The 26,231-nt window shown below is 48.3% G+C and carries 25 protein-coding genes and 1 tRNA gene; 17 read left to right on the top strand and 9 right to left on the bottom strand.

The features are described 5' to 3' along the window. Positions 1 to 58: 58 nt before the first annotated feature. Positions 59 to 544: a 2-amino-4-hydroxy-6-hydroxymethyldihydropteridine diphosphokinase gene (folK, locus tag ABD031_RS18025; protein WP_343853983.1), complete on the top strand. Its 486-nt coding sequence runs from the start codon at positions 59 to 61 to the stop codon at positions 542 to 544. A gap of 127 nt (positions 545 to 671) precedes the next feature. On the opposite strand, the gene fabD is transcribed toward folK, so the two are convergent. The 3 genes from fabD to ABD031_RS18010 all read right to left on the bottom strand — a co-directional run bounded on the left by fabD (position 672) and on the right by ABD031_RS18010 (position 4,831). Beyond that, the gene (gene fabD / locus ABD031_RS18020; RefSeq protein WP_343853982.1) at positions 672 to 1,547 is read right to left on the bottom strand and encodes an ACP S-malonyltransferase; all 876 of its coding nucleotides are present in this window, start codon (positions 1,545 to 1,547) and stop codon (positions 672 to 674) included. 108 nt (positions 1,548 to 1,655) lie between these two features. Beyond that, complete coding sequence (locus tag ABD031_RS18015; protein WP_343853980.1) at positions 1,656 to 2,057, bottom strand: thiol-disulfide oxidoreductase DCC family protein; 402 nt, start codon at positions 2,055 to 2,057, stop codon at positions 1,656 to 1,658. Continuing rightward, a complete protein-coding gene (locus tag ABD031_RS18010) occupies positions 2,054 to 4,831 on the bottom strand; it encodes a T9SS type B sorting domain-containing protein (protein ID WP_343853979.1) in 2,778 nt (925 codons plus the stop codon). Before ABD031_RS18010 ends, ABD031_RS18015 begins: the two co-directional genes overlap by 4 nt. A gap of 315 nt (positions 4,832 to 5,146) precedes the next feature. Here ABD031_RS18010 and ABD031_RS18005 point away from each other — a divergent pair, with 315 nt between their 5' ends. From ABD031_RS18005 to ABD031_RS17975, 7 genes are all read left to right on the top strand, one after another. Next, positions 5,147 to 5,827: a succinate dehydrogenase cytochrome b subunit gene (locus ABD031_RS18005; RefSeq protein WP_343853978.1), complete on the top strand. Its 681-nt coding sequence runs from the start codon at positions 5,147 to 5,149 to the stop codon at positions 5,825 to 5,827. Between the two features lie 12 nt (positions 5,828 to 5,839). Further along, the gene (locus ABD031_RS18000; RefSeq protein ID WP_343853977.1) at positions 5,840 to 7,774 is read left to right on the top strand and encodes a fumarate reductase/succinate dehydrogenase flavoprotein subunit; all 1,935 of its coding nucleotides are present in this window, start codon (positions 5,840 to 5,842) and stop codon (positions 7,772 to 7,774) included. 27 nt (positions 7,775 to 7,801) lie between these two features. After that, positions 7,802 to 8,551: a succinate dehydrogenase/fumarate reductase iron-sulfur subunit gene (locus ABD031_RS17995; RefSeq protein WP_343853975.1), complete on the top strand. Its 750-nt coding sequence runs from the start codon at positions 7,802 to 7,804 to the stop codon at positions 8,549 to 8,551. Between the two features lie 462 nt (positions 8,552 to 9,013). Then, positions 9,014 to 10,441: a sodium:solute symporter family protein gene (locus ABD031_RS17990; RefSeq protein ID WP_343854110.1), complete on the top strand. Its 1,428-nt coding sequence runs from the start codon at positions 9,014 to 9,016 to the stop codon at positions 10,439 to 10,441. Continuing rightward, positions 10,438 to 10,881, top strand: a complete 444-nt coding sequence (locus ABD031_RS17985) for a GNAT family N-acetyltransferase (RefSeq protein WP_343853974.1) — start codon at positions 10,438 to 10,440, stop codon at positions 10,879 to 10,881. Before ABD031_RS17990 ends, ABD031_RS17985 begins: the two co-directional genes overlap by 4 nt. 1 nt (position 10,882) lies before the next feature. Further along, positions 10,883 to 11,953, top strand: coding sequence for an alanine racemase (locus ABD031_RS17980; RefSeq protein WP_343853973.1), 1,071 nt, complete (start codon positions 10,883 to 10,885; stop codon positions 11,951 to 11,953). A 78-nt stretch (positions 11,954 to 12,031) separates the two neighbouring features. Beyond that, positions 12,032 to 12,610, top strand: coding sequence for a porin family protein (locus ABD031_RS17975; protein ID WP_343853971.1), 579 nt, complete (start codon positions 12,032 to 12,034; stop codon positions 12,608 to 12,610). A gap of 41 nt (positions 12,611 to 12,651) precedes the next feature. On the opposite strand, the gene ABD031_RS17970 is transcribed toward ABD031_RS17975, so the two are convergent. The 3 genes from ABD031_RS17970 to ABD031_RS17960 all read right to left on the bottom strand — a co-directional run bounded on the left by ABD031_RS17970 (position 12,652) and on the right by ABD031_RS17960 (position 15,718). Continuing rightward, positions 12,652 to 13,743 (bottom strand): SO2930 family diheme c-type cytochrome, encoded by a 1,092-nt coding sequence (locus tag ABD031_RS17970; protein ID WP_343853970.1) that lies wholly within the window; start codon positions 13,741 to 13,743, stop codon positions 12,652 to 12,654. 31 nt (positions 13,744 to 13,774) lie between these two features. After that, positions 13,775 to 15,073, bottom strand: a complete 1,299-nt coding sequence (locus ABD031_RS17965) for a parallel beta-helix domain-containing protein (protein ID WP_343853969.1) — start codon at positions 15,071 to 15,073, stop codon at positions 13,775 to 13,777. A gap of 81 nt (positions 15,074 to 15,154) precedes the next feature. Further along, the gene (locus tag ABD031_RS17960) at positions 15,155 to 15,718 is read right to left on the bottom strand and encodes a Crp/Fnr family transcriptional regulator (RefSeq protein ID WP_343853968.1); all 564 of its coding nucleotides are present in this window, start codon (positions 15,716 to 15,718) and stop codon (positions 15,155 to 15,157) included. 83 nt (positions 15,719 to 15,801) lie between these two features. On the opposite strand from ABD031_RS17960, the gene ABD031_RS17955 reads away from it, so the two are divergent. Beyond that, a complete protein-coding gene (locus ABD031_RS17955; RefSeq protein ID WP_343853966.1) occupies positions 15,802 to 16,359 on the top strand; it encodes a porin family protein in 558 nt (185 codons plus the stop codon). Between the two features lie 67 nt (positions 16,360 to 16,426). Here ABD031_RS17955 and ruvC read toward each other — a convergent pair whose 3' ends face one another. Further along, entirely contained in the window at positions 16,427 to 17,002 is a 576-nt protein-coding gene (gene ruvC / locus ABD031_RS17950) for a crossover junction endodeoxyribonuclease RuvC (protein WP_343853965.1), read from the bottom strand. 21 nt (positions 17,003 to 17,023) lie between these two features. On the opposite strand from ruvC, the gene ABD031_RS17945 reads away from it, so the two are divergent. From ABD031_RS17945 to ABD031_RS17910, 8 genes are all read left to right on the top strand, one after another. Further along, positions 17,024 to 18,124, top strand: a complete 1,101-nt coding sequence (locus ABD031_RS17945) for a glycosyltransferase (protein ID WP_343853963.1) — start codon at positions 17,024 to 17,026, stop codon at positions 18,122 to 18,124. 33 nt (positions 18,125 to 18,157) lie between these two features. Then, a complete protein-coding gene (locus tag ABD031_RS17940) occupies positions 18,158 to 18,409 on the top strand; it encodes a hypothetical protein (protein WP_343853961.1) in 252 nt (83 codons plus the stop codon). A gap of 3 nt (positions 18,410 to 18,412) precedes the next feature. Next, positions 18,413 to 19,624 carry a PP2C family protein-serine/threonine phosphatase gene (locus ABD031_RS17935; protein WP_343853960.1) on the top strand — a complete coding sequence of 404 codons (1,212 nt, stop codon included), beginning with the start codon at positions 18,413 to 18,415 and terminating at the stop codon, positions 19,622 to 19,624. Positions 19,625 to 19,627: 3 nt separating this feature from the next. Continuing rightward, complete coding sequence (locus ABD031_RS17930; RefSeq protein WP_343853958.1) at positions 19,628 to 20,254, top strand: polysaccharide deacetylase family protein; 627 nt, start codon at positions 19,628 to 19,630, stop codon at positions 20,252 to 20,254. Further along, entirely contained in the window at positions 20,251 to 21,357 is a 1,107-nt protein-coding gene (locus tag ABD031_RS17925; RefSeq protein ID WP_343853956.1) for a glycosyltransferase, read from the top strand. The genes ABD031_RS17930 and ABD031_RS17925 overlap by 4 nt, the downstream gene beginning before the upstream one ends. Further along, entirely contained in the window at positions 21,354 to 22,130 is a 777-nt protein-coding gene (locus tag ABD031_RS17920; RefSeq protein WP_343853954.1) for a TatD family hydrolase, read from the top strand. The genes ABD031_RS17925 and ABD031_RS17920 overlap by 4 nt, the downstream gene beginning before the upstream one ends. Then, a complete protein-coding gene (locus ABD031_RS17915) occupies positions 22,127 to 23,194 on the top strand; it encodes an asparaginase (protein ID WP_343853953.1) in 1,068 nt (355 codons plus the stop codon). Before ABD031_RS17920 ends, ABD031_RS17915 begins: the two co-directional genes overlap by 4 nt. A gap of 93 nt (positions 23,195 to 23,287) precedes the next feature. Continuing rightward, positions 23,288 to 23,375: transfer RNA gene (locus ABD031_RS17910), tRNA-Ser, on the top strand. A 165-nt stretch (positions 23,376 to 23,540) separates the two neighbouring features. On the opposite strand, the gene ABD031_RS17905 is transcribed toward ABD031_RS17910, so the two are convergent. Further along, a complete protein-coding gene (locus tag ABD031_RS17905; protein WP_343853951.1) occupies positions 23,541 to 24,383 on the bottom strand; it encodes an endonuclease/exonuclease/phosphatase family protein in 843 nt (280 codons plus the stop codon). Between the two features lie 82 nt (positions 24,384 to 24,465). Further along, on the bottom strand, positions 24,466 to 26,229 hold the full coding sequence (locus ABD031_RS17900; protein ID WP_343853949.1) for a RagB/SusD family nutrient uptake outer membrane protein: 1,764 nt from the start codon (positions 26,227 to 26,229) through the stop codon (positions 24,466 to 24,468). Between the last annotated feature and the right edge of the window lie 2 nt (positions 26,230 to 26,231).

Genomic DNA, 26,231 nt, shown 5'->3' with positions numbered 1-26,231 from the left:
TTTAGAACCCGAAATTTGCCCTTTTTACCTGACCTTTACAATCGAAAAGTGATAAGCGATGCAAACTGAGGTGGTATTAAGTTTAGGAGGAAACAAAGGTGATCGGGAAATGTTACTTTCTAAGGCAATAGAAGCGATCAAAATCCACTTTCAATTGGTAAGGGTTTCAGAAGTCTACGAGACCTCTGCTTGGGGTGGCGTGGCCAAAGGCAATTTTTTGAATCAAGTTGTGGTGGTTTTGACCGAGAAACAGCCAGAAGAAGTGCTGGGAATAATTCAGGGGATTGAATCTCAATTAGGGCGGAAGCGGGACGAACATTGGGGGGATCGAACGATGGATATTGATATCCTGTATTTCGGAGAGAGAAAAATCAACACTTCGCTTTTGCAGATTCCTCACCCTTACATCGCGCAACGGGAATTTGTGCTGGTGCCGCTCGCAGCTATTTTGCCGCAAAAAGTGAATCCGGTTACGGGGAAGAACTCTCTGGAAATGTTGGCTGAAGGAGAGGATTTGAGCGAGGTGAAGGTTTTCAAAAGGTGAATTCTGCAATAACTCCGCGCCTCTGGAGAAGCAGGACAAATGTATTGAGATAAACACTCTCCAAGGGATTTGAAACCCTTGGAGAGTAGGAATTAAAAAATCCCGCCTTATGAGCGGGATTTGAATCTTAGAGTCCTGAAACTTCTGCCTCGGAGTGGATTTTTTTGACCAGCCCCTGAAGAACTTTTCCAGGGCCGCACTCGACAAACTGTGTAGCGCCGTCTCGGACCATGTGCTGAATAGACTGCGTCCATTTGACAGGTGCGGTCAATTGAGCAATCAAATTATTTTTTATTTCGATTACATCCATGATGCCCTCTGTGCTGACGTTTTGATAGATCTTACATCCGGGCGCACGGAACTCGGTTTCTTCGATCGCTTTCTGAAGTTTTTCTCTCGCAGGTTCCATTAGCGGAGAGTGAAACGCGCCGCCGACTGGCAATGGCAATGCGCGTTTGGCACCGGCAGCTTTCATCTTTTCGCAAGCGATCTCGATGCCTTTCATTGTGCCGGAAATCACCAATTGGCCGGGACAGTTGTAGTTGGCCGGAACGACGATTTCTTCGGTAATTGAGGCGCAGATTTCTTCTACTTTTTCATCCGCCAACCCAAGAATCGCAGCCATGGTGGAAGGGTTGATTTCGCAAGCCTCTTGCATAGCTAAGGCACGCTGATAAACCAATTTTAAGCCATCTTCGAAAGCTAGTGAGCCGTTGGCAACCAACGCGGAAAATTCTCCCAAAGAGTGTCCGGCGACCATGTCAGGGATGAATTCAGGCGCTGTCTTCGCCAATATCACGGAGTGGAGGAAGATCGCCGGCTGGGTTACTTTGGTTTGCTTGAGCTCCTCCTCGGTTCCTCCAAACATGATGTCTGTGATCCGGAATCCCAAGATGTCATTGGCTTGCTCGAAAAATGCTTTAGCTGTTGGGTTTTCTTCGTACAGCGATTTTCCCATCCCAGGGAATTGGGCTCCTTGGCCCGGAAAAACAAAAGCTTTCATTCGTTGTGTTTTTTTTGAAGGGATAAATATAGGCTTTTCTACTTGATCGGCTTTGGTGGAGAAAAGTCAGATCCCTGAACTCGAAATTTTGAAATGTCGCAGGGCATCTTATAAAAACTTAGCCTTTTCCGCAGGAGAAGGAAGTCTGCAGGTGTTTTTCTTTCCAAACCAGCGATACCGATTTTTGCCAATCCAGTCGTATACGGCGTCCCTTAGAATAGCGGGGACGATGATGATTCCATACAGAAGCGGCCAAAGTCCGGTGAGTTTTTTGGCGATTCTCAGCGCTGCTGTACTGCGAAAGTAAATTTGATCCTTCTCGATCAGAACCAAAGAATCCAGGTATTCCGGGTTTGAGTCAAATCTGGAAAGAAGCTTCGTTCCTTTCTCGGACTGTAGTGCCCCTACGAGAAACCGGTTTTTTTTATCTCGCTTTAATACAAAGTCAATCGATGAATTGCAAAGGTTACAGACTCCGTCAAAGAGGATGACAGACTTGTCCCCAATCATCGCAGGAGCTGAATGGTTCCCTTGAGGTCGCGTTCTTTTTGAGCAGGATCCAGGACATCGAAAGTGACTGAGCCGGAATAGAAATAAGTGCCGGCTGGCAGTTCATTACCGTTTTTGTCTTTACCATCCCAACGGATGAAGATGTCATTTTCGTTGGACTCGAGACTGTTGTATCTGAATACTTCCGTTCCCCAACGGTTTACGATGAAGATTTCCACGGCACTGACGAAGCGCGGACAGGCTGAGAATGGGTTGTCAAAGGCGATGAAGGTGTCGTTGTTGCCATCTCCGTTGGGAGTAAAGGCGTTTGGCAGGTTGTAAACCGGACAGTTGTCAACGCAGACCACATTGCTTGGCTCGCTTTCATTTCCAGAGCGATCCACTGCGGTGATGTAATAGCATCCACGATAATTCGGGAGGTTAGTAAGCGTAGTCTCCAGCTCCAGAGAATTGAGTTCGCGTACTAAGTTGAATAAGCCTTCTTCCCCGTCAGGTGTGAAGTATAACCTGTATCCACTCAGTTCATCGTCGCAGTCGCCGCTGAAGTCGGGAACCCAGCTCAGCTCGTGTTCAAATGTGGTGTTGGTACAGGCTTGCTCTGCAACATAGGCTGAGCACTCCGGACCTTCGAAAGTCAAGACGGGTGGGCAAGGAAGGCGGTTGTCATCCGGCTTCGCACAGGTGATTTGAGATTTGTTTTCCAGAGGATAAACCAGTCCGGCGACATTATAGGATCCTTTGGTAATGACGTAATAGCAGTACTCTAGTTCCTTCACCAGCGGCATGCCGTTGAAGCTGCCATCGTCGAGATACTTGAAGCCGTTTGTGGTCACGTCCACATCTGCGATTTTTACAAAAGTATCTTCATCTTGGGCGTTGGCATCGGTTCGATTTCTATAGACCTCATGCCTGTACTGCCCGACTGAATTGTTCCAAGGGACATTGAAAGTCCAGTTTAGTTCAATTGCTTCATTGATTATTGTGGGTTGCACCCAAACAGATGAAGCAACCGAGGAAGTATCTATTTTGGTATTGTTGTCCAGCAAGACCACGCGGTAGTTGTACACGAGATTCTCGGTGTTCAGCCCGGTGTCTGTGAAAAGTGTGTCCGAGGTGATTCCCAAGGAAATTCGGTTGGTATTTCCATTGAACCCTTCACTTCTGAGCAATTCATAGGTATATGGGCCTGGAAACTGAACTTTGTCGATATCGTAAGGGGGAGTCCACTTAACGAAGATTTGTCCAGTGCTAGGGTTGGTTTCTTCGACACTTACATTGGTAATGATCGGTACATCGACATCGATGGTAATACATATTTCTTCGGACACGACACTCTCACCACTCCTGGGTTCAGGAAAAGCTGCCACCAGTCGATAGCAATACGTGTTGCCAGGTGCGAGACCATCACCACTGTTGAGGTCGGTAAAGGAGAAGGTTTGCATGTTGGTTGTACCTACCAGCTCATATCCGGCGCGAATGCCGGTTTCACAACTGTCGGGCTGGTAGGGATCCGAGTTGATTCGTCTCCAAACCTGCATTTCATTGGCTGAATTGCCGCATACATAAGGATCCCAGGTTAGTTCGACACTTCTTCCGGATTGCTGCTCCAGCTCATCCCAGACAGGTGGAGGTCCCACCACTTTGATTTTCCAAGTTTTGATGTCTACCAATTTCGGCCCAGATCGAGGTTGGTCGGTGATACGCACACGAACTTCATATTCCCTGGCACGAACATGGCCGCATACTGTCTGCCATGAGAAGTTGACGATGCCTGGCTGGGGTTGGAACTCGCTTTCCGGATCGTAAGTTGCCGGAGAGGTGGTGATCTCAACCGGTTCACCAAAGACCTCAATTTTTACAGGATCTCCATCGGGATCCGTGCCTTGAATGATTTCTTGGATCAATGTTCCTGCCTCCACGCAGATGTCGTCCGGTAAAATCAGCTCAGGTCTACGATTGTTTGAGTTCTCTATGATGATTTGCATGTCGCGAACGACGAAGCCGATTTGCTCAAATTTCCCGTTGATTTTACGCCACTCGATGATCCGAAAAGCTACGTTAAACTGCCCGGCAGTTCCGGGGGCATCCCATATCAAGTCCCCAAATTGTGGATCAATACGAAGAAAAGCGGGCGTAGTGCCATCTTCTTGACTGAAGCTGAATTCCGGACTTGCAGGGCTTCTGTAGTTGTTTACAGGGCGTTGGAAAGCCTGCTTTGGTACATCCATCGCATAAGAAAGGCTGTCTCCATCAGGATCGTAGGCGCCTGGATTGTGTATATACCGGACGTTGATCGCTCCGTTGTCTACTGGGGGAATCGTCAGAACCGGCGAGTTGTTAACTCCGATGAAAGGATCAATATTGATCTCAGTTTCTACATAAAAAGGAGTGTCCACCGAATTGTCCATGTTGAGGGTAAGGTCATTACGGTTGAATTCCTGAAAGCGTATCCTGTATTGGCCAGGCCCTTGAAAGGTATGGGTGATGACGAAGGTGTTTTTTTCGATCATGTCCCCTAGGTCTTCGACTGTGGAGAAATCGCTCTCCGTGTTAAGCGGTACTTCTCTGCCGTCACCAAAGTTGATCAAGCCAGGACCGAATACCACACTGGATCGAGTATCAGTATATCCGACGACGGTGATTCGATAGGTGAGCGATTGGACGCTTATGCGTTCTGCAATAATTTCTCCTGCTCGGATGTGTGTGGCCCATGCTGTGGAAATACCCGCTACCAGATAGATGAAAAAGATTCCAAGAGAAAGTTTGAGCTTCATGCGTGGTTGACTTTGGTGATTTATTCCTGAAAACGTGTTGGAATCGCAAAAGTTAATTCCAAAAACTGTTCGTCTGACTTACCGACTACGAAATAACTGGAAGAAACTAGAAATTCACCGAAAATTCAAACAATAAAAACCTCCGGCTTGTTTGTAATTCTGATTAACAAATTAATTATCGAGTTTGAAAAAAACTATTTAGAAACGATTAAAATAAAGAAAACGCATTCGATTGCATTGTTTGCTATCGGTTCCCCGTGTAAATTTGGACACCTAACAAACAAAGACTTTCGTTCTAAATTAATCGCAAATTTTATGAGCTGGGTTACCAAAACCTTGAAAAGCACTCTCGGCAGAAAGTTGATAATGGCTCTCACCGGCCTTTTTCTTATTCTGTTTTTGATCGGCCATTTAGCCGGTAACATGCAGTTGTTTTATAACGACGGCGGTGAGGCATTTAATATCTATGCCAAATTCATGACCACCAATCCCATTGTTAAGTTGCTTTCTTACTTGACTTACCTCTCGGTGATCGGCCACGTCATTTATTCCATCGGATTGAGTAGGCTTAACAAATCCGCAAGACCAATTGGATATGCGGTGTCGGGGTCTTCTACCAACAGCTCAATGGCTTCTCGTAATATGGGGATCTTGGGTACGATCATTTTGTTGTTTTTGGTCGGACACATGTATAGCTTCTGGTATCAGATGCATTGGGGAGCTATTCCTACAGTGACCTATGAGGGAGAAGAGTACAAGGATCTGTATGCGGTGGTTCAAGTCGCTTTCCAACAAACATGGATGGTCGCCTTGTATGTGATCGCGATGGCCTTTCTTGCTTTTCACCTTTCTCACGGCTTCGCTTCGGCGTTCCAGTCCTTGGGCATCAATCACAAAAAATACTCCCCGGCAATTAAAACTGTGGGTTTGGTTTTCTGTATCGTAGTTCCGGTACTTTTTGCGGCAATGCCAGTTTACATCTATTTCAACAGCTAATTTACAGTCCCGATGATACTAGATTCCAAAATGCCTGCAGGTCCTTTGGCAGAAAAATGGACTAAGCACAAGTTTAACAGTAAGCTGGTGAACCCGGCCAACAAGCGAAAATATGATGTCATTGTAGTAGGAACCGGTTTGGCTGGAGCTGCTGCCGCTGCTTCTTTGGCTGAGTTGGGTTACAATGTCAAAGCATTCACTTTTCACGATAGCCCCCGCAGAGCGCACTCCATTGCTGCGCAGGGTGGGATAAACGCTGCCAAAAACTATCAGAACGACGGCGACTCTATTTACAGACTTTTCTACGACACGATAAAAGGCGGAGATTACAGATCTCGCGAAGGCAATGTGTATCGCCTGGCTGAGGTGTCGGTAAAAATCATTGATCAGTGTGTGGCGCAAGGTGTTCCTTTTGCCCGGGAGTATGGGGGATTGCTGGCCAACCGCTCTTTTGGCGGTGCACAGGTTTCACGTACGTTTTACGCCCGGGGCCAAACTGGACAGCAATTGCTTTTGGGCGCCTACTCTGCCCTCAGCCGTCAAGTAGCGACGGGCAAAGTAAAGCTCTATCCGCGCACCGAGATGATGGACGTAGTGATGATCGACGGCCAAGCCCGAGGTATCGTCACCCGAAATCTGATCACCGGTGCGGTCGAAACTCACGCCGCACACGCAGTCTTACTCTGCACGGGTGGCTACGGTAACGTGTTTTTTCTATCTACCAACGCAATGGGTTGCAACGTGACCGCTGCCTGGAGAGCGCACAAGCGTGGCGCTTACTTCGCCAATCCTTGTTTTACCCAGATTCACCCTACCTGTATCCCGGTTTCCGGAGATCATCAGTCCAAGCTGACTTTGATGTCAGAATCGTTGAGAAATGATGGACGTGTTTGGGTGCCTGCTTCGAAAGAAAATGCGGAAAAGCTGAGAAAAGGTCAGATCAAAGTCAGCGACCTGAAAGAAGTGGATAGAGATTACTTCTTAGAGAGAAAATATCCCTCTTTCGGAAACCTGGTGCCCCGTGATGTGGCTTCCAGAAATGCTAAAGAGGCATGCGATGACGGTCGGGGTGTCAACGAAACCGGTGAGGCCGTTTTCCTTGACTTCCGGGATGCGATCAAGCGGGATGGCAAATCGGTCATTGAGTCCAAATATGGTAACCTCTTTGATATGTACAAGCAGATCACGGGAGAGAATCCTTACGAAACTCCGATGATGATCTATCCGGCGGTGCACTATACCATGGGTGGACTCTGGGTCGACTACAACCTGATGACGACGATCCCCGGTCTCTATTGCCTGGGTGAAGCCAATTTCTCCGACCACGGAGCCAATAGGCTGGGAGCTTCTGCCCTGATGCAGGGACTGGCTGACGGATACTTTGTGATTCCATATACTATCGGTGATTATTTGGCGCAAACGCCTCCAAAGCCAGTAGATGTCAACCATCCTGAATTTGCCAAGGTAGCGGATGAAGTAAAAAGCCGAATCAGCAAGTTGTTGAAGATCAATGGTAAGCAGACTATCGATCATTTTCACAAAAAGCTGGGCAAGATCATGTGGAACTATTGCGGAATGGCGAGGACTGCAGAAGGCTTGAAGAAGGCCAAAGCCGAAATCAAGGAGCTGAAAAAGGAGTTCTGGTCGGATGTGAAGGTGCTCGGAACCAACGAGGAACTGAACCTTTCTCTAGAAAAAGCGCATCGTGTCGCCGACTTCCTGGAGCTCGGTGAACTTATGGTCGACGATGCCCTCAACAGAAACGAATCTTGCGGAGGACACTTCCGCGAGGAATTTCAAACCCCAGAAGGGGAGGCGCTTCGTGACGATGAAAACTATGCCTACGTTGCTGCCTGGAAGTATATGGGCGAAGGTCAGGAAGAAGAGCTCAACCAAGAGCCCTTGGTATTCGAAAACGTGAAGCTGACCCAGCGTTCTTACAAATAATCTTTGGACAAAAATTCATAGCTAAATATGAAACTGACTTTAAAAATCTGGAGACAGAAAAACGCATCGGACAAAGGCGGCTTCGCTACTTATCCCGTTAGTGACGTTTCCAAAGACATGTCTTTCCTCGAGATGCTGGATGTGTTGAATGAAGAATTGAGCGAGAAAGGTGAGGATCCCGTCCACTTTGACCACGATTGTCGCGAAGGAATCTGCGGTACTTGCTCCTTGGTGATCAATGGTAAGCCTCACGGCCCGCTGCAAACTACGACCTGCCAGCTGCACATGAGATCTTTCGAAGATGGGCAATCCATTACCATAGAGCCTTGGAGAGCCAAAGCGTTTCCCGTGGTCAAAGATTTGGTCGTAGATCGCTACGCTTTTGATCGCATCATCCAGGCGGGAGGCTATGTCAACATCAATACTGGTGGTGTTCCCGATGCCAATGAGATTCCGGTTTCAAAGACTATCGCGGAACTAGCTATGGACGCGGCCCAGTGCATCGGCTGTGGTGCTTGCGTAGCTGCTTGTAAAAATGCTTCCGCGATGCTCTTTACTTCTGCGAAAGTTTCTCAACTGGCCTTGCTTCCACAGGGTCAAGTCGAGCGTAAAACAAGGGTTGAAAAAATGGTCGCTCAGATGGATGCCGAGGGATTCGGCGCTTGTACGAACACAGGAGCCTGCGAAGCCGAGTGTCCAAAAGGTATCTCGATCACCAATATAGCCAGAATGAACAGAGAGTATTTCTCAGCCTCAATGACCAGCGAAAACGTTTGATTAAAGACATAAATGGAATCAAAGCCAGACCTCAGGTCTGGCTTTTTTCGTAATGGGCTTTTTGGCCACAAAGTCTTTGAAGGGATAAAGCGAGTTTAGGAATGCAAACCTATAGAATAGTAGGGTAGGTTGTCCTGCTTCTCCAGAAGATGGACTCCGCGTATTTTTGGCGGTTTGAGAATCAAGTAGGCGCTATGAAAATCTCTTCTTTTCCTACCGGATTAAAGATCTCGGATTCAGGACTCTTTTTTTTGTTTAACGGGAGATAGCCGTCTTTTTTGCCTCGATAGCGTCCATGATTTCAACTTTTCTTAATTCAAGAAATAGGATATAACCTAGAATTTACTGCACTTATGTTGCGTTATAATTGATAAAACGAAATAGAATTGCCCTTTCGCTTCGATTTTAGTACCTTTGAAAAATTATATTTTAGTACGGTTTTGTTTAACAGTGAAGAGCACAATGTATTTCTTGGATCTGGTGATCTTCGTTGCCTACATGGTAGCCATGTTGGGAGTGGGATATTATTTCATGAAAAAAAACACCAGCCAGGAGGATTATTATGTTGGAGGACGGTCGATAGGTAGTTGGCACATAGGCCTCTCAGTAGTTGCTACCGACGTGGGCGGTGGTTTCTCAATTGGCCTTGGGGGGCTCGGATTTGCGATGGGACTTTCGGGTTCCTGGATGCTTTTTACTGGCCTGATCGGAGCCTGGCTCGCGGCAGTTTTTTTGATTCCCAGAGTGAAGTCTGACCCGGCATTTTCTAAGTTCTATACTTTCCCCCAGATCATCGGACACCTCTTTGACTCTAAGGCCGCCATCGTAGCTGCGGTTATCTGTTTTTTAGGCTACCTTGGATTTACTTCCTCACAACTTTTGGCGGGTGCCAAGCTCGCCTCAGGGACGTTTCCTGCTTTGGAACTACCCGTCGCTTTGTTGATCATGGGGACCGTTGCCGTGGTGTACACTGTGATGGGAGGGCTGAAGGCGGTGATCTATACCGACACAATCCAGTGGATTATCCTGATGCTCGGCTTGATGGGGATCGGCATTCCAGCAGCATATTCTTATGTTGGCGGCTGGGCAGGCATTACCGAGACCTTGCCCGCCAGTTTTTTGTCTTTCTCGCAGCTGACTTGGCAGGACGCGGTCAACTGGGGCATCACTATTGTGCCGATCTGGTTTGTAGGAATGACGCTCTATCAGCGGATTTTTGCGGCTCGGGATCAGAAATCTGCCCAACGGGCCTGGTTTATCGCCGGACTATTTGAGTGGCCGATCATGGCTTTTATGGGGGTTTTTCTGGGTTTACTTTCAAGAGTCGCAGTCGAGCAAGGGGCACTGGAAGGTTTCACTGCCGCGATGGATCCTGAGCTTGGGCTTCCGGTTTTGCTTCGGCAGATACTTCCGGCGGGGATTTTAGGCCTGATGATGTCAGCTTATTTTTCGGCAGTGTTGTCCACCGCAGATTCCTGCTTGATGGCAGCGTCTGGTAATTTGGTCACGGATCTTTTGAGAAAATTTTTCACTATCAAATCCCATGCACAGGAGCTGCGGCTGATTCAGGGTGTTACCTTGGGCATCGGTATTCTGGCAGTCTTGTTGGCTTGGCAGATGACTGAGGTGCTGACCCTGATGCTGTATTCCTATGGATTTATGGTGTCAGGGCTCTTGGTTCCGGTAATCGCCGGATTGTTTTTTGGCCAAAGAAATTCCCGCGCGGCCATTGGGGCGATGATATCCGGAGGAAGCGTCACTGCCGGACTTTCATTTTTTGCAGTAGACCTGCCGCTAAATCTAGACCCAAATTTCTACGGAATTTTTGTTTCCGTTTTCGTCTTTTGGGCGTTGAATACATTTCGAACCAATGAAAAAAATAAACTATGATCCAATTAGAATCACTGTCAGCCATCGATAATGCCACCTTTCTCCAAAAGAATGAAATCGCCGATTTTCTACTGGTGCACTTAGGGAAATTTGGTGATCCGAAGGAGGATATTCTAAAATGTCTCGATTACACCTTGGATGCTGGTATGCATGCGGGAGGCTTTGTCATCTTGGCCAAAGAGGAAGGACAGATCCTTGGAGCTTTAGTGATGAACAAGACGGGTATGTCGGGTTACATTCCTGAAAATATACTGGTCTATATCGCTGTGGATGAAAAAATGCGTGGCATGGGAATCGGGAAAAAAATCCTCGATATGGCTATAAAGATGGCGAATGGTGCTATCGCATTGCATGTGGAGCCAGACAATCCCGCCAAGAAACTTTACGAGCGATTGGGCTTTACCAATAAGTACCTTGAAATGCGATTAACTCAAAAATAAGATGGCAGTACTGACCTTAGACCGCGAAAAACTCCGCACGAATTACATCCGGATGAAAGAGCTTTTCGAAGACCGCAACGTAAGCTGGGGAGTCGTGTCCAAATTGCTATGTGGCAACAAGTTATTTCTTCAGGAATTGATCAATCTTGGGATCAACGAGATACATGATAGCCGGATATCCAATCTCGCCATGATCAAGCGTCTCAAGCGTGACGTTCAGACCGTGTACATCAAACCGGTGTCCAAGAAGAACGTGGGCAAGATGGTGGAATTCGCAGATGTGAGCCTCAACTCAGAGCTCGAAACCATCCGAATGATCAGTGCAGAAGCGGTCAATCAGGAGAAAAACCACAAGATCATCATCATGGTGGAGACCGGCGACCTGCGCGAAGGTGTGATGGGTGAGCAGCTGATCGACTTTTATCAGGAAGTGTTTCAACTTCCCCGAATCGAAGTCATTGGCTTGGGTACCAATCTTAATTGCCTTAATGGCGTGATGCCTAGTACTGACAAGCTGATCCAACTGTCGCTGTATAAGCAGATCATCGAGTTGAAGTTCGGCCGGGAGATCCCATGGCTGTCGGCAGGCACTTCGGTGACGATTCCGTTGATGCTTTCTCACCAGCTTCCCCAGGGGATCAATCATTTCAGAGTGGGGGAGACGCTCTATTTCGGAGTGGATTTGGTCAAAGAGGAAATCATCGAGGGTATGCACGGTGACGTACTTGAACTGCATGCCGAGATCATCGAACTACAGGAAAAGCCGTTGCTTCCCACCGGTATTCTCGCAGCAAACCCAAGCGGAGAAATTGCGGAAATTGATGAATCTCTCTACGGTAAAACCTCATTTCGGGCAATTGTTGACGTAGGATTGTTGGATGTTTCTCCAAACTACTTGTTTCCTAAAGATCCGGAAATTGTGATTTTGGGGGCAAGTTCGGACATGCTTATCGTGAACCTCGGCACCAACCAAAAGGGCCATAAAGTGGGTGAAACGCTGTCTTTTAGCCTAAAATACATGGGGGCGCTAGGCCTGCTCAACTCTGCATATATAGAAAAAGCAATCGTTTAGAATTCTGGGTTTCAACGGTTGATCCGCAGATTTGGCATTGAAATGGGCTAGATCAAAGCGAATCAACCAACTAGAACCATGAAAAAATATTTGTTGTTGTTTTCTTTGGCGTTTTTGACCGCTGCTGCTGCAAATGCCCAGAGCGGAGTCGGCATCAGAGGCGGTGCCAACTTCTTTAACTTCGGCGGATCAGACGTCTCCGAAGCCGACTATACCAACCGTGCGGGTTTTCACGCGGGTATCTACGCAAGTTTATTGGGAGAAGGGGCGATTGCGATCGAGCCGGGTGTCTTCTATTCGATCAAGGGAACCCAAAATGACGACGGGCTCAATAGTCGCGCAGTACTCGACTATGTTGATGTGCCTATCTTGCTGCGATTGAAAGTCGGAGAAGGTTTCAATTTTTTTGCAGGGCCGCAGATTTCATTCCTTACCAAATCTAAGTTTGAAGGAGACATTGGAGACTCTACTTTTTCCTTTGATTCTGACGCGGTGAAGGAAACCGACGCTGGATTGGTATTTGGCTTGGGCTATAATCTGCCGCAAGGATTTAATGTTCAAGGGTCGTATGACCTGGGAATGACACCGGTCTTCAAGGACAGTGATGCCGACATTTACAACCGCGGCTTCAAGATTTCATTAGGCTATACTTTTTAATCGAGTGTTGGGTGAAAGGGCTGTGGGAGCAGCCCTTTCTTTTATTTCATACCCTGGATCCACTGCCGGATCAATTCTACACCCTCTTTGTGAACGGTTGTTCGGCCTAATTCTGGCATCGCAACACCGACTTCAGTTGAGTTCATTCGATAGGTTACGATAGATTCATCCGGTTTGCCCGGAGCGATATCAAAGGTGTGTGAGCCGGCTCCCTTGCCTGCAGCGACTGGAGTTTTGTTTATACCCATCTTAAGTGGGTCAGTCTGATCGTAGGTGAGGAAAAGCCCCGACGTACTCGCTGGCCCCTCGGCACTGTGGCAATGTGCGCAGTTGATATCCAAGTAGGCCATCGCCCGATCTGTGATCGACTGGGACTGATCCTCGTAGTCGATCATGCTAGGATGGCGCTCAGCGCCTTCGAAGCCGTCTAAGATCGAAAGATTAGTCCAGTGTTCGAGTTGGTTTTCGATTACCGATCCGTAGTTCAGCTCACTGTTGAGATGCTGGGTTTTGACACCGATGGGCGCTAAGGTTTCCGACTGATTGTGGCAGGTTTTGCACTGGTTTTTGTTGGGAACGATATAATTGATGACTTGGTCTTTGCCAGAGTAATCGATGAATTTGACCTCGGTTTCAGCGCCGACGACCTTCAGCACCGCCTCAGTCTGCGCGGCGTCCCAAAGGTAGGGGTAGGCCTGCCAACCCTTCTCTTCATGGATTAGCAGACGGGTTTCGATGATTCTTCTTTCTCCCTCCGGTTTTCTGAAATCTGTGGGATAGTAGAAGTTTTTGATCAGGATGCTCCCGATGGGAAAGTCGATCTTGGTTCCGTTGAGATGTGCTTTTTGACCAGTCGGAATGAATATAAATCGACTTTTCAGGGCGTAGTCGGTAAACAGCGAGGAGGCCGGTTTGTACAAGACGACTGATCCGCGCGGATTCAGAGCCTTCAACTCTCCTTCGAAAAACCCATAGGTAGACAGTCTTTTGTAAGGGAAAACTCCAGTTGCAGTTTCGTCGACCAAAACTCCAGTTGGTGAGCTTGCCGTTTCTTCATTTTTCCCGCAGGAAACCAACACTGCTGCAGCTAGCAGGACTGAACTGATCCCTATCTTCCAAGTGATTTTTTCCATCTTCTCTATCAATTTTTCGCTAAGAATTTGCTCACAAAGCCGCAACTCCCGAGATATCGGTAGCGACGTCCACTTTGCAGTTTTGGAAAATCTGGTAATCCTTGAAGGCCTCAATGTGATCTTGGCCATCCATGAGGTAGAATCGGGTGAAATGCAGGTCTTCGATGCCTTTTTCCTGAATGCAAATTCGCATCGGGTTTGAATCGATTGTTTTGCTTAGGTCGGTATCCCAGATTCCGTCATAGATGATGTCCTGCGTTTTGGCTGGGCCGTAGGCATTGTGTACGCTGATAAGTTGGCCGAGCTCCCGGGTCAGGTCAGGCATGGACAGGGTTTTTCTTTCATAGGAATTGTCGTGTACGTAGATGTCCGTGGTGTAGGGCGACCAGTTCGGAGCGTCTGTCGGAAATCCTGTGATCTGGTAGCTGGCGATGGCGACACCGGAAGTCTTGTTGTTGTGGATGCGGTTGTCAAAAATCTCCACCTCTTTTGCGGCCAAGAGCACGATGCCTGAGCCCGGAGGAATCATCGTGATCGTGTTTCCGTTGGGGCCGTCTCCATTTCCGGTTGCAAAATTTTCGTGATTGTTGTTAATGACTTCGTTGTCGTAAATCTTGGTGCCTTTACCGTCGGATCTTGGAAGGCCAGGTAGATTGAATACCAAGATTCCCCCCGAATTGTCTCTGGCCGTGTTGCCGAAAACCTCCGCATTGTCCGAGTTTTCGATCTCGATACCCGCTACATTTCCGAAAGCCAAGGAATTCTTCACGATGATATTCTCAGATTGGCCGACATAGATCCCTGCATCTTTCGAGTGAGAGGCGATGCATTCGTCGATCATCACATTTTTGCACTGTACCGGGTAGATTGCGTAGGTGCCATTTTTGGATTTGTCGCCATTGGTCCAGGTGACATTGATTCTACGGAATACGATCCCGTCAGAATGCTGGGCTTTGAGTCCATCGCCCGGTGCATCTTCGATGCTCAGGTCTTCGATTCTGATGTTGTTTCCGACGATTTTCACGCCTTCACCACCGGACTTTAGATTTCTGAAGGAAAGCACCGTCTTGTCCATTCCGGCTCCTTTGATGGTGACTGCCTTTTTGTTGTCGAGGATCAGCTGGGTGCTCAGGTCGTAGAATCCCTCGGGGATTAGGATCGTGCTGGAATCCTCAGCCATAATGAATGCTTCGATTACTTTTTCTACCTCTTCCTGGCTCATCCGGGCGAGCTTGGATGAATCAAAAGATTGCTCGTTGCTGGTTGTGCCACAGGAGAAAATTCCAGCCATCAGGATTGGAATCGCAAGTAAACGCATTAGTCTATGCATGGAGTGCTGGGTTTTGGATGAACATTTGTTCCCAAAAGTAGCGCTTGCCGAAAGAATTGTCTGTTGAGAAAGATCAAATAATCAGATCTTGCTGCGGATTCTGCTAAGCGTCTCGATGCTCATGTCTAAGTAGGAGGCAATCTGTCCGACCGAAGCCTTATGTATGATTTTCGGGCGATTTTCCATCAGATCTAAGTATCGATCCATTGCGGATTTGAATTTGACAAAGATCAGTTGCTCTTCGAGCATGATGTAGTATTGCTCCAAAATCAATCTATAAGTGCGCTCCAAGCCATGATGGTTTTCGAACAAGTTGAGGAGAGATTCGTGGCTGATCCTGGCAATCACCGACTTTTCCATAACCTCGATGTTTTCATAGGAGGGTTTACGGGAAATAAACGAGTGCATCGCGGTGGTGAATTCTCCTTCTAAGGTGAAAGAAACGGTGATATCTTTGTTGTCTTTGACGTAAAAACTCCTGGCAGATCCACTTCTGACAAAATATAGGTAGCTGCAGACCTTTCCCTCTTGTTCAAATAGCTTCCCTTTTTCCAATGTGATCAGCTCAAGTTTATCGGTAAAGGCGATCTTGTCTTCTGTCATTAGATCAGGGAATTGGTCAAACATTCCAAAAATTTTTTCCATTTTGGGCTTTTTAAAAAGTAGGATAGAAATAAGAATTAGACATTCCTGCGTTAGTTTTACTGGAAATTATAACTATTTGAATCATGAGAAAAGTTTTGTTGGTATTCTTTCTGGTAGGATTTGTCGCTACTGCACAGGCACAATTTGGAATTAGGGCCGGATTTAGTTCCTCCAACTTCTCCAATACCAATTTTGAGGCAAAATCCGGACTTCATCTTGGAGCCTATTACACGTTGGGAGAAGGCTTTATTTCAGTCGAACCGGGAATTCAGTATGCACAAAAAGGCTATAACAGTACCGAAGTTGTGACCGGTAACGAGGTGAAGGAAAGTTTAGGGTACATTGATATCCCTGTTCTCGTTCGGTTGAATTTGCTCCCTGTGTTGAATGTTTTTGCTGGCCCGCAGGCATCTCTACTCGCTTCGAGTAAGTATGAAAACGGTGGTCAAAGCAGCAGCAGCACAGACGCTACCAAGGGATATGAAGTGGCGGGGGTGTTTGGCGCGCAAGTAAAGCTGCCGCTGGGATTTAACGCACAAGCAAGCTATGATGTCGGGTTTACGTCACTGAATTATTACAACACCGACGTGAAAAATCAGGTTTTCAAGTTATCTGTGGGGTATACCTTTGGAGGGAATTGAAAGAAGTTTGACGGCTCGTGGTGGCCGGTACCTTGGAACAATAGGCCCCGGCAGCAATGTCCGGGGTTTATTTTTTGATGCGATCGGGGTTTTCTTCAAGAAAAGACTTCCATCCCTCGGTGCGCCCGCGAGTCTGCACCCTTCCTTCGTGGAAGTGATGACACAGCGCTACTGCAAGCGCATCCGTCGCATCGAGTAATTTCGGCAATTCGGCAATGCCCAACAGCGTCTGCAACATGGCCGCTACCTGCTCCTTGGAGGCATTTCCATTGCCGGTGACGGATTGCTTGACTTTTTTGGGAGAGTATTCGGTAATCGGTATCTCTTTGGAAAGTGCCGCCGCCATGGCCACCCCTTGCGCACGCCCGAGCTTGAGCATCGATTGGACGTTGACTCCGTAGAAAGGCGCTTCCAGGGCGACCGAATCCGGAGCAAACTCATCTAATATTCCAGAAATCCGCTCAAATATTTTCTTCAGCTTCAGCTCGTGAGTTTCGTACTTCTTCAGGTGAATCACTCCATACTGGAGGATTTTGTATTTTTTTCCTTCGGTCAGGATCAGTCCGTAGCCCATTACCGTGGTGCCAGGGTCGATTCCGAGGATGATTTTTTCCTTTGGCTCTTTTTTCTCTTCTTTACTCACCCTCGCAAGTTAGCCGAAAAGATGATCAGTTTTTACCTCCTTTGGACAGGGTGTTACTTCGTGTTGCTGAGCTGGATTGGGAGAAAATGGCCAAGGCTGCATCAAAAGACCGATTCCGAACAAAACCTTTTTCCGGTTACCTTGCTGATCCCGCTCAGAAATGAGGCGGAAAATATTGAAGCGCTTTTTATTGAAATTCGAAAGCTGGACTATCCTGCACTCGATATTCTCCTGATCGATGATCAAAGTGAGGATCGGACGTTTGGACTTTTGGAAGAAAAAGCCCGACTGGATTCACGAATGAAAGTCCTGAAAAGTCTGGGTTCGGGAAAAAAAACAGCACTGCAATTGGGCGTGGAGCAAGCCCGCACTGAACTGATCCTTTGCTCGGATGCAGATTGCGGCTTTTCGGAACATTGGCTCAAAAAAATGCTTGCTCCTTTTGCAGACCCTCGGGTACAGCTGGTCTGTGGGCCGGTGATTTCTGCAGAACAAAGTACTTTTTTTCAGCGCTTTCAGCAGATAGAGTGGGCGAGCATCCTGTTGATGACGCAGTATTTCTTCGCTGTCAAAAAGCCGTTGATGTGCAGTGGAGCCAATCTCGCCTATCGCAAATCTGCCTTTCAGAAAGTCAATGGCTACGATCAAAATTTTCACTATCTATCCGGTGACGACGAGTTTTTGCTAAAAAAAATCCTTCGGAAGTTCGGTGCAGAAAGCTGCGTTTATTTGCCTTTTGCCGAAAGTCTGGTGCTCACGAAGCCCCAGGCGAAGGTTTCCGAGATGATCAACCAGCGGGTGAGATGGGCCGGGAAGTGGCGAGTCCACCGAGACCGGATGCACGCGTGGTCCGCTGTGTTACCTGTTTTGGCTCAGGTGATTTGGGGCGGAAGCGTGATGCTTATGGGACTTGGGCAGCTTGGCGTGTTGATGTTTCTTGCGGTTTGGTTGGGGAAAATATCCGCCGAAGGAATTGCCCTCGGCCGCGTTTTGCGTGCCTTAGGGTTTCACCGGTCTGGTTTCGATTTTGTCCTGACCAGCCTGGCACACACCTTATATGTCTTGACGGTAGCTGTCGGGGCGCTGCGTGGAAATTTCCTATGGAAGGGACGCAGCAATTGAAGAATGCTTATTTTAGGCTTTGAATGTAATATGATGAGTGACGCAGAATTTGACCTCCTCGACGAGCTGTACTTTGTCCAACCCTATTCCTACCTCAGTGAGACGCTGGGCTGGGAGGATCAATTGCTTCTGGAGACGCTGAATTCGCTTTATTTGGCCGGTTTGGTCAAATGCCTTGACGCCGCCGATGAGGAGCGATTTGATCCGGTGAATGTGCTAGAGGAGGGAAAAGACCTTTATTTTCTCGCTACCAAAAAAGGGCTGATGGCCCACAACGCCCTGTAATCCTTGATTGACGAAACCTACAAATACGAACGAAAAGGACTCGAGCTTAAAGCTCTCCTGGAGATTACTCAGGCGATCAATGAAAATCAGTCTGAGACGGTCCTGGTCAATATTTTTAAGTTCACCTGCTTGGTGCATCTGGACATCAAATCCTTGATTCTCTATGTGTCGAAAGATGAGGTGTTTGAAAGAAAGATCTCGCACGGAGTGAAGGGAAAAGTGCCGGTGACGCTGAACACCGATCAGGTGGTCGATCAAAAGGAGTTTGGTCAGCTTCAGATTCAGTTGGGCGATGAATATAGCTTTGACGAGTTGGAGACCTATCTGCCGGTCTATCACAAGGACAAGATGCTGGCGATCCTATTTTTGAAAAGGAAGTCAGCTGCGACCGAACTGGACTTGGATTTCACCCAGGCACTAACCAATATCTTGGTCGTAGCATTGGAAAACAAACGCTTTGCCCGGAAACAACTCCAGCAAGAAGTACTTAATCGGGAGGTTGCTATCGCGTCACAGGTGCAACAAATGTTGTTTCCGGCGTCGCTGCCTGACACCGAGGAGCTCAAGGCCAAGGTGACGTACTATCCTCACAGCATGGTGGGTGGTGACTATTACGACCTGATTCGAAAGTCGGATGATGTTGTTTATTTCTGTATCGCCGACGTGTCGGGCAAGGGGATTTCTGCTGCGCTACTGATGTCCAACTTCCAGGCCGCACTCCGGACTTTGCTGCGAAGCGATGCCGGCTTCAGCGTGATTATCCATCAGCTTAACTACACCCTGATCGAAAACACCAAGGGGGAGCGATTCATCACCTTCTTCCTCGGAGAATATAATTTCAAGACCAAACGTCTTCGCTTTGTTAATGCAGGTCATAACCCGCCCGTGCTTTGTTTGGAAAAGTCGGGAAAAACCGAGCTGCTAGAAGCCGGTACCACCATCCTGGGAGCTTTCGATGAGCTGCCGTTTTTGGAAATTGGAGAGCGGCGAAGTCTCGAAAAATTCACCATTCATCTCTACACAGATGGATTGACCGAGGCAATGAATCCGGAGGAGGAAGAGTTTGGGGAGGATCGTTTTGACAGGTTTGTGGAGTCGCACCTACGCGTGCATCCGGAGGATTTTCATCAGGATTTTTTTACGCAGATGCAGGCGTTCACGCAGGATGTTCCTTTACGAGATGACCTGACTCTACTCAGCCTTAGATTTAGCTAGACGATGATTTGGCACACTGTACCTCGGGCCGTTCAGTTGCTTTTTCCTAAGAGAATTTGGAAAGGAGACCCTTCGGGAAAGTGCGTTTACCTCACCTTCGACGATGGGCCGGTACCCGGAGTGACGGACTATGTCATGAATGAGTTGGCAAAAAGAGGGCAGAAAGCCACGTTTTTCATGGTGGGAGACAACGTCCGAAAACACAGGTCGCTTGCCAAGGAAGTCCTAGACGCAGGGAACGCCATTGGCAATCATACTTTCAATCACCGCAATGGCTGGAAAACAGCCGATACGGATTACCTCGAAAATGTCCGTGAGTTTGATCGGGTGTTGGAAGAGGGACTTGGGCTCAAAACTGAGCTGTTTCGTCCCCCATACGGTTTGCTGAAAGGTTCGCAAGCGAAAGTGCTCTTGGAAAGCAAAAAGATTGTCATGTGGGATGTGCTTTCCGGCGACTATGATCCTTCGCTGAAAGCATCCCGGATTTTGCACAAAACGCAGGAAAATACACGGTCGGGCAGCATCGTCCTTTTCCATGATCAGCAAAAAACGCGGGAAGTGGTACCCAAGGTGCTCCCGAGCTATCTTGAATTTTTGAGGCAAAACGGCTTTGAAACCAGGCTGCTATGACGGTGGTTTGGTTGGTCGTTTTAGCTGGCTTGCTGATCGTTCAGTACCTCCTTTTACTGACTTTGATGAAAGTCAACTGGAAGCAGGTTTCCAATTCTCCAACTTTTCTCCCCAAAGTATCCATCTTGGTCGCCGCACGAAATGAAGAGGAATCACTGCCGCGTTTGTTAAAGAGTATCGGCCAACTGGACTATCCGGCTGACCTGCTGGAGATCCTGATTGCCGACGATCAGAGCAGCGATCAAACGGCAAGTCTGGTCGCTGACTGGGCAAGTGATTTTCCCAATCGACGCTTGATCTCCATTGGCTCGCATCAGGTGGGGCGCTATCAGACCAACGGCAAAGCCAATGCCCTGGCGATCATTGCCAAAGAGGCGTCAGGCGAGTTTTTCTTTTTTACAGATGCGGATTGCGAGGTGCCGACGAGTTGGATCAAAGACGGGGTGGGCAGTTTCGAAGGCGAGATTGGAATGGTGATCGGGATAACCCAGGTGAAAGGTGTTGGTTTTTTTGCAAAAATGCAGGAGTTGGAATGGTGGAACACGCTGGGGATAGTGAAGGTGGTGACCGATCTAAATCTCCCGACGACGGGGCTGGGAAATAATATGGTCATTAGTAGCGTAGCTTATTTGGCATGTGGTGGATTTGAGTCGCTCAGGCAGTCGGTGACTGAAGATCTCGAAATATCCCGATCAGTAAGGAGCGCAGGCTATCGACTTTGCCATCAGGTGACGGAAGGATTTTTGGTTAAAACCAAGGCAGAGAAAGATTTAAAATCTTTGCTCGATCAACGTAAACGCTGGGTGACAGGTGCGGTGACGCTTTCGATTCCCTGGAAGATATTGCTGGGTTTGCAGTTTTTGTTTTTTCCATTTGTGATCGCCTTGACGATATTCCACTGGCAGCTTGGTCTGTTGGTTTGGGGGTTGAAAGTTTTATTTCAAAGCGGTTTTCTCCGGATTTTCGCAGGAAAGGCAAGGCAAAAAATTGGACTGTTTTCCCTGCTATTCTTTGATTTTTACCAGATAGTAGGGTTCAGCCTGACGATTCTTTATTATTTTTGGCCCTCCAAAGTACAATGGAAGTCCCGCAGCTACCCATGAACCTGATCGATACCCACGCGCATATCTATTCCACCAAGTTTGATGCAGACCGAGATCAGGTGATCGAGGAGATTCGAACAGCGGGCATCGAGCGGATCTATATGCCAAATGTCGATGTGGAAACCATCGACCGGATGCTGGACTGCGAATCTCGCTACGGAGACCTGTGCGTCCCGATGATGGGACTGCATCCCTGCGACGTCAAGGCGGATTTCCATCAGCAACTCTATGTGATGGAGGAATGGTTGAGCAAGCGGTCTTTCGCCGCGGTCGGGGAGATCGGGACGGATTTGTATTGGGACAAAACCTCCTTTGAAAATCAAAAAGAGGCGCTGAATATCCAGCTCGACTGGGCCAAGAAGTACAGTCTTCCTGTAGTGCTGCACTGCCGGGAATCCATCGATGAGACCATCAAAATTATCGATTCAGCGCAAGAAGGATCGCTTTTCGGAATTTTTCACTGCTTCACCGGTACGCTCGAACAAGCGCAGAAAATCATCCAGTTGGGTTTTCTCCTCGGTATAGGCGGAGTAGTTACTTTCAAAAATGGAGGGTTAGACAGTGTTCTGCCCTCGATTGGTTTGGAGCATTTGGTGTTGGAGACTGATGCGCCTTATTTAGCGCCGGTACCTCATCGAGGCAAAAGAAATACTCCAGCCTACTTGCCTTATATTGCTCAGCGGGTAGGGGACTTGCTCCAGCTATCGGCAGAAGAGGTTGCGCGGGCCACGAAGGCCAACGCACTGAATCTATTCAAGGAAATCACGGTATGAATTATAAAATAGTCCGACTAAATACGGGGCGGAAAACCGCAAAAACAGCGTCAGTTTTAATCATCTACACCGGAGGAACACTGGGGATGGCCTATGACGAATCCGGAGCGTTGGTTCCTTTCAACTTTGGTCAGATTCTGGAAAAGATCCCGATCTTATCCAATATGGACGTAGCCATTACAGTGATCTCTTTTCCGGAGCCGATTGACTCCTCCAATGTCACTATGCGCCACTGGATCGACATGTCCTATATCATCCATGAAAACTACGATAGCTACGATGGCTTCGTCGTACTGCATGGGACGGATACCATGGCGTATTCCGCCTCCATGCTGAGCTATATGCTTCATGGTTTGAACAAACCAGTGATCTTTACGGGGGCCCAGTTGCCTATTTCGGCGATGCGCTCGGACGCTCGGGAAAACCTGATGACAGCGCTGGAGATCGCTACCGCAAAGATGGACGGCCGGCCGATAGTACCTGAAGTGTGTATCTTTTTCAACCACATGCTGCTGCGTGGCAACCGTTCCAAGAAGGTTCAAAGCATTCACTTTGATGCCTTCGAATCGGAAAATTATCCGAATCTGGCGGAGGCGGGGATCGTGATCGACTACAATATGAATGCGATCCGACCTTACGAACCAAGCAAAAAACTCGTCAAGATGAATCAACTGGACAACCGGGTGATGATTTTAAAGCTGTTTCCCGGTATCACGGATAAGATTATGGACGCGTGCTTCGCCATTGAAGGGCTGCGGGGAGTGGTGCTGGAGACGTATGGCTCTGGTAACAGTCCCTCCGAGGGGTGGTTTATGAAATCCCTGGAACGCGCCATCAAAAAAGGGCTGATTATCTTGAACGTGTCTCAATGCAACGGGGGCCGGGTGATTCAGGGGAGGTACGAGACCAGCAAGGAATTGCTGGCTGTAGGCGTGGTGAGTGGAGCGGATATGACGACCGAAGCGGCAGTGACCAAGCTGATGTTCTTATTGGGACAGAACTACACCCGAGATGAAATCTGCCTCAAGCTGACCCAATCCCTGATGGGAGAGATTACTGCTTGATTTTTCGGGAAAATACGCGGGAGGGTTTGGAATCGGGGGGAATAATAATTTTCTTTGCACTCCGATTCAGAAAGTGGGTCAGGAAATCAACCTAGAGAGGTGTCCGAGTGGTTGAAGGAGCACGCCTGGAAAGTGTGTATACTCCAAAAGGGTATCGAGGGTTCGAATCCCTTCCTCTCTACAAAAGCCAGTTCAATCGAGCTGGCTTTTTGTATTTGGAAGCTTGGCGTAGTAGCTGGGAACCCATTTTCAGGTCTGGTACGAGTAAGTTTTTTTGTTCAATTGCATATAAAAAAAGGCTGTCCCACTCCGAGACAGCCTTGTTTCGTATTTTTTTGGCTACAGCTTACTTTACAAAATGTACAGTAGCCACCACTGGGAGGTGATCGGAGGGATAGCGCTGATCCAATGCGTCGGTTAAGACCGCATACTTCGATACGTTGAAGTCTTTGCTGACGAAGATGTAATCGATGCGGTTTTTCATCGGCGCGTCAAACTTGAATCCGTTACTGGTGCCCACGGGACCGTAGGGAGGCATTTTGGTGACGGTGTAGGCATCACCCAACAAGGCTGACAGACTCACAATCTGCTCGGTGTCGGGAGTAGAGTTGAAGTCGCCGGTGCAGATCACGGGTTTGTCCTTTGCGATTTCCTGGATCTTTTTCACCATCAGTTTTCCTGATTCTCTTCTGGCCACCACGCCTTGATGGTCAAAATGGGCGTTGAAAAAATAGAATTCCTTTCCGGTTCTTTTGTCCTCAAAAAGCGCCCAAGAGGCGATTCGGTTGCAGCAAGTGGCATCCCACCCCAAACCCGGCTCGTCGGGATTCTCTCTCAGCCAAAAGTTGCCCGAGTCGAGCAGCTTAAACAAGTCCGTCTTGTACACGATGGCGGAGTGTTCCCCGGCGGTTTTGCCATCGTCACGGCCGGCGCCTACGTAGGCAAAGCCCGGCATTTCCAATAAGCCTTGGATTTGATGGATAAAACCCTCCTGGGTGCCGATGATGTCAAAGTCATGATACTGGATCAGCGCTTTCACCTTGTCCTTGCGAAGCGGCCAAGCATTAAGACTGTCTTTGGGTGTGTCCATCCGGAGATTGTAGCTGGATACTTTGATCTCTGGGTTTTGCTGTGCAAAGGCAGACATCGAGAGTGTCCAGGCAAAAATTGCGATCAGGTAGTTTTTCATTTTTGTTTTGATTTTAAACAATTCGGAAGCTTTCCAGCTGGAAAACTTCCGAAAGGTATCTCAATTTATCAAGCGTTTTTTGTTACCAGCCTGGGTTTTGTCCCAGGTTTGGATTGATGATCCGGTCGGTTTCTGGGATTGGATAGAGGTACTTTTTTTCCAGCCATTCGCGTACTCCCGGATTGAAGATGACTTCTCCGGATGTCCCGTTGGATAGCTGGAGTCTACCGGCCGCTGTAGAGGTACTGACGTCGACAAATGCGATCGCCGGATTGGAAGCGCTGGGCTTGCTGCCTTGGTAGAAATACACGTCCATCACTCCGTCTCCGTTGAGATCGTATTCTCCCAATCCCGGCACGTACATCCCGTTCATCGGAGCCTGCGCGAACAGTTCGCCGATATGCCATCTTCTCAGGTCGTCCGGACGAAGTCCTTCGAAGACCATCTCCACCGCACGCTCACGCAATACTTCGAGCAAAACCGGGTTGGTGAATTTGCCTTTGTAATAGGCGACCAAATAGGGATCGGCCACGGTCGGCAAGTTGGTCAAAGTAGGGCCGGTGATGCCCGCACGCTGGCGAAGCACCCCGATGGTGAGGGCCCACTGGTTCGCGTTCATGGTTCCCAGCTCAGCCAGAGCTTCTGCTTTGTTTAGCAGTACCTCGGCATATCTCATGATGATGTGGGCATTGTCGTTTCTGCTCTCGTCATCGTACGGGAAGCGCTCGTCGTAGCACCATTTGATCGGCTGGTATCCGGTGAAAGTCTGATTGAAATTTGGCGGAGCCACGACCGCAACGCCGTTTTCCGTACGGTTGTAGTCACCGAGACGAACTGTCTGCTTCAATCGGAGATCCCTGTTTTTCACTTCCTCCACAAAAGGTGTGGTCTTGTACGCCGGATCATCAGTAAACGGCGTGCCGTCCAGTTTGAGGTACGTGTTGACAAAATTACGGGTCAAGCTTGGTCGGTTGCCATAGGTCGGGCTGATGAACCTTCTGTTGGCGGAGCTGAATACCTGAAGGCTTGCATCCAAGGCGACGGCAAGAATGGTTTCATCGGCGAAGGGTGTCTTCGTGATAAACAGCTCGCGATAGGACCGCTCTGCATTGGCGTTTCGGTGAAGGTTAAAACCTGTAATCTCATCGGCTGTCTTCACTACTTCTTCGTACCAAGCGTTGGCGGAGCCTTGCATTCCGTGGTCGGTGTGGTACTTTCTGAAAGAAGCCTCATAGAGCGCAATTCTGGTCTTATAGGCTCGCGCTACGTTTTTTGTGATTCGGGTAGAGGAAGCGTCAGAGGTAAGCGTGATATTCTCGATCGCAAAGTTGAGGTCCTCCAATACCTTATCCATTACTTCAAAACGATCGTCTCTTGGTCCATAAAGTGCGAGGCTGTCTGTGATCTCAATGGTCTGGTCAACCCATGGCACATCTCCAAAGCGCTTGACCTTTTCGAAGTAAAACAAGGCTCTGAAGAACCTGGCCATACCGATGTAGTGGTTTTTTTGTGCCACGGTGCTTTGCTCTGCGTTTTCAATAAAGTAGTTGATGTTTCGCAGCTGGGTCCAAGACCATCCTGAGCTGGTGATTGGACTCAGTGCATTCACTGCCAGGTAATTGTCCACCCCGTTGCGTGCTACCAAGTCAGAAACGTCATCGCCCTGGAAAATGCCCACATCTGTACCGGGCAAGATGTCATAGAAAGAATTGCTGTAGAGCTCGAGCCCGCTGGCTGAGCCGAATATTGCCTCGTTGCTGGCCGTGTCCACCGGCAATTCGTCCAGGTTGCAGGAGGTGACTGCGGCAAGAAGCAGAAGTGATGCGATAGAATGAAATATCTTCATGA

Source organism: Algoriphagus jejuensis, assembly GCF_039523455.1.
Lineage (GTDB): Bacteria > Bacteroidota > Bacteroidia > Cytophagales > Cyclobacteriaceae > Algoriphagus > Algoriphagus jejuensis.
Note: the sequence above shows the minus strand (reverse complement) of the source record. Positions and strands in the feature narration are given on the sequence as shown.

Bases quoted from the DNA above. Each gene is read 5' to 3' on its own strand.
- folK (WP_343853983.1), top strand. From the start codon at position 59: ATGCAAACTGAGGTGGTATTAAGTTTAGGAGGAAACAAAGGTGATCGG.
- fabD (WP_343853982.1), bottom strand. From the start codon at position 1,547: ATGAAAGCTTTTGTTTTTCCGGGCCAAGGAGCCCAATTCCCTGGGATG.
- ABD031_RS18015 (WP_343853980.1), bottom strand. From the start codon at position 2,057: ATGATTGGGGACAAGTCTGTCATCCTCTTTGACGGAGTCTGTAACCTT.
- ABD031_RS18010 (WP_343853979.1), bottom strand. From the start codon at position 4,831: ATGAAGCTCAAACTTTCTCTTGGAATCTTTTTCATCTATCTGGTAGCG.
- ABD031_RS18005 (WP_343853978.1), top strand. From the start codon at position 5,147: ATGAGCTGGGTTACCAAAACCTTGAAAAGCACTCTCGGCAGAAAGTTG.
- ABD031_RS18000 (WP_343853977.1), top strand. From the start codon at position 5,840: ATGATACTAGATTCCAAAATGCCTGCAGGTCCTTTGGCAGAAAAATGG.
- ABD031_RS17995 (WP_343853975.1), top strand. From the start codon at position 7,802: ATGAAACTGACTTTAAAAATCTGGAGACAGAAAAACGCATCGGACAAA.
- ABD031_RS17990 (WP_343854110.1), top strand. From the start codon at position 9,014: ATGTATTTCTTGGATCTGGTGATCTTCGTTGCCTACATGGTAGCCATG.
- ABD031_RS17985 (WP_343853974.1), top strand. From the start codon at position 10,438: ATGATCCAATTAGAATCACTGTCAGCCATCGATAATGCCACCTTTCTC.
- ABD031_RS17980 (WP_343853973.1), top strand. From the start codon at position 10,883: ATGGCAGTACTGACCTTAGACCGCGAAAAACTCCGCACGAATTACATC.
- ABD031_RS17975 (WP_343853971.1), top strand. From the start codon at position 12,032: ATGAAAAAATATTTGTTGTTGTTTTCTTTGGCGTTTTTGACCGCTGCT.
- ABD031_RS17970 (WP_343853970.1), bottom strand. From the start codon at position 13,743: ATGGAAAAAATCACTTGGAAGATAGGGATCAGTTCAGTCCTGCTAGCT.
- ABD031_RS17965 (WP_343853969.1), bottom strand. From the start codon at position 15,073: ATGCATAGACTAATGCGTTTACTTGCGATTCCAATCCTGATGGCTGGA.
- ABD031_RS17960 (WP_343853968.1), bottom strand. From the start codon at position 15,718: ATGGAAAAAATTTTTGGAATGTTTGACCAATTCCCTGATCTAATGACA.
- ABD031_RS17955 (WP_343853966.1), top strand. From the start codon at position 15,802: ATGAGAAAAGTTTTGTTGGTATTCTTTCTGGTAGGATTTGTCGCTACT.
- ABD031_RS17945 (WP_343853963.1), top strand. From the start codon at position 17,024: ATGATCAGTTTTTACCTCCTTTGGACAGGGTGTTACTTCGTGTTGCTG.
- ABD031_RS17940 (WP_343853961.1), top strand. From the start codon at position 18,158: ATGAGTGACGCAGAATTTGACCTCCTCGACGAGCTGTACTTTGTCCAA.
- ABD031_RS17930 (WP_343853958.1), top strand. From the start codon at position 19,628: ATGATTTGGCACACTGTACCTCGGGCCGTTCAGTTGCTTTTTCCTAAG.
- ABD031_RS17925 (WP_343853956.1), top strand. From the start codon at position 20,251: ATGACGGTGGTTTGGTTGGTCGTTTTAGCTGGCTTGCTGATCGTTCAG.
- ABD031_RS17920 (WP_343853954.1), top strand. From the start codon at position 21,354: ATGAACCTGATCGATACCCACGCGCATATCTATTCCACCAAGTTTGAT.
- ABD031_RS17915 (WP_343853953.1), top strand. From the start codon at position 22,127: ATGAATTATAAAATAGTCCGACTAAATACGGGGCGGAAAACCGCAAAA.
- ABD031_RS17905 (WP_343853951.1), bottom strand. From the start codon at position 24,383: ATGAAAAACTACCTGATCGCAATTTTTGCCTGGACACTCTCGATGTCT.
- ABD031_RS17900 (WP_343853949.1), bottom strand. From the start codon at position 26,229: ATGAAGATATTTCATTCTATCGCATCACTTCTGCTTCTTGCCGCAGTC.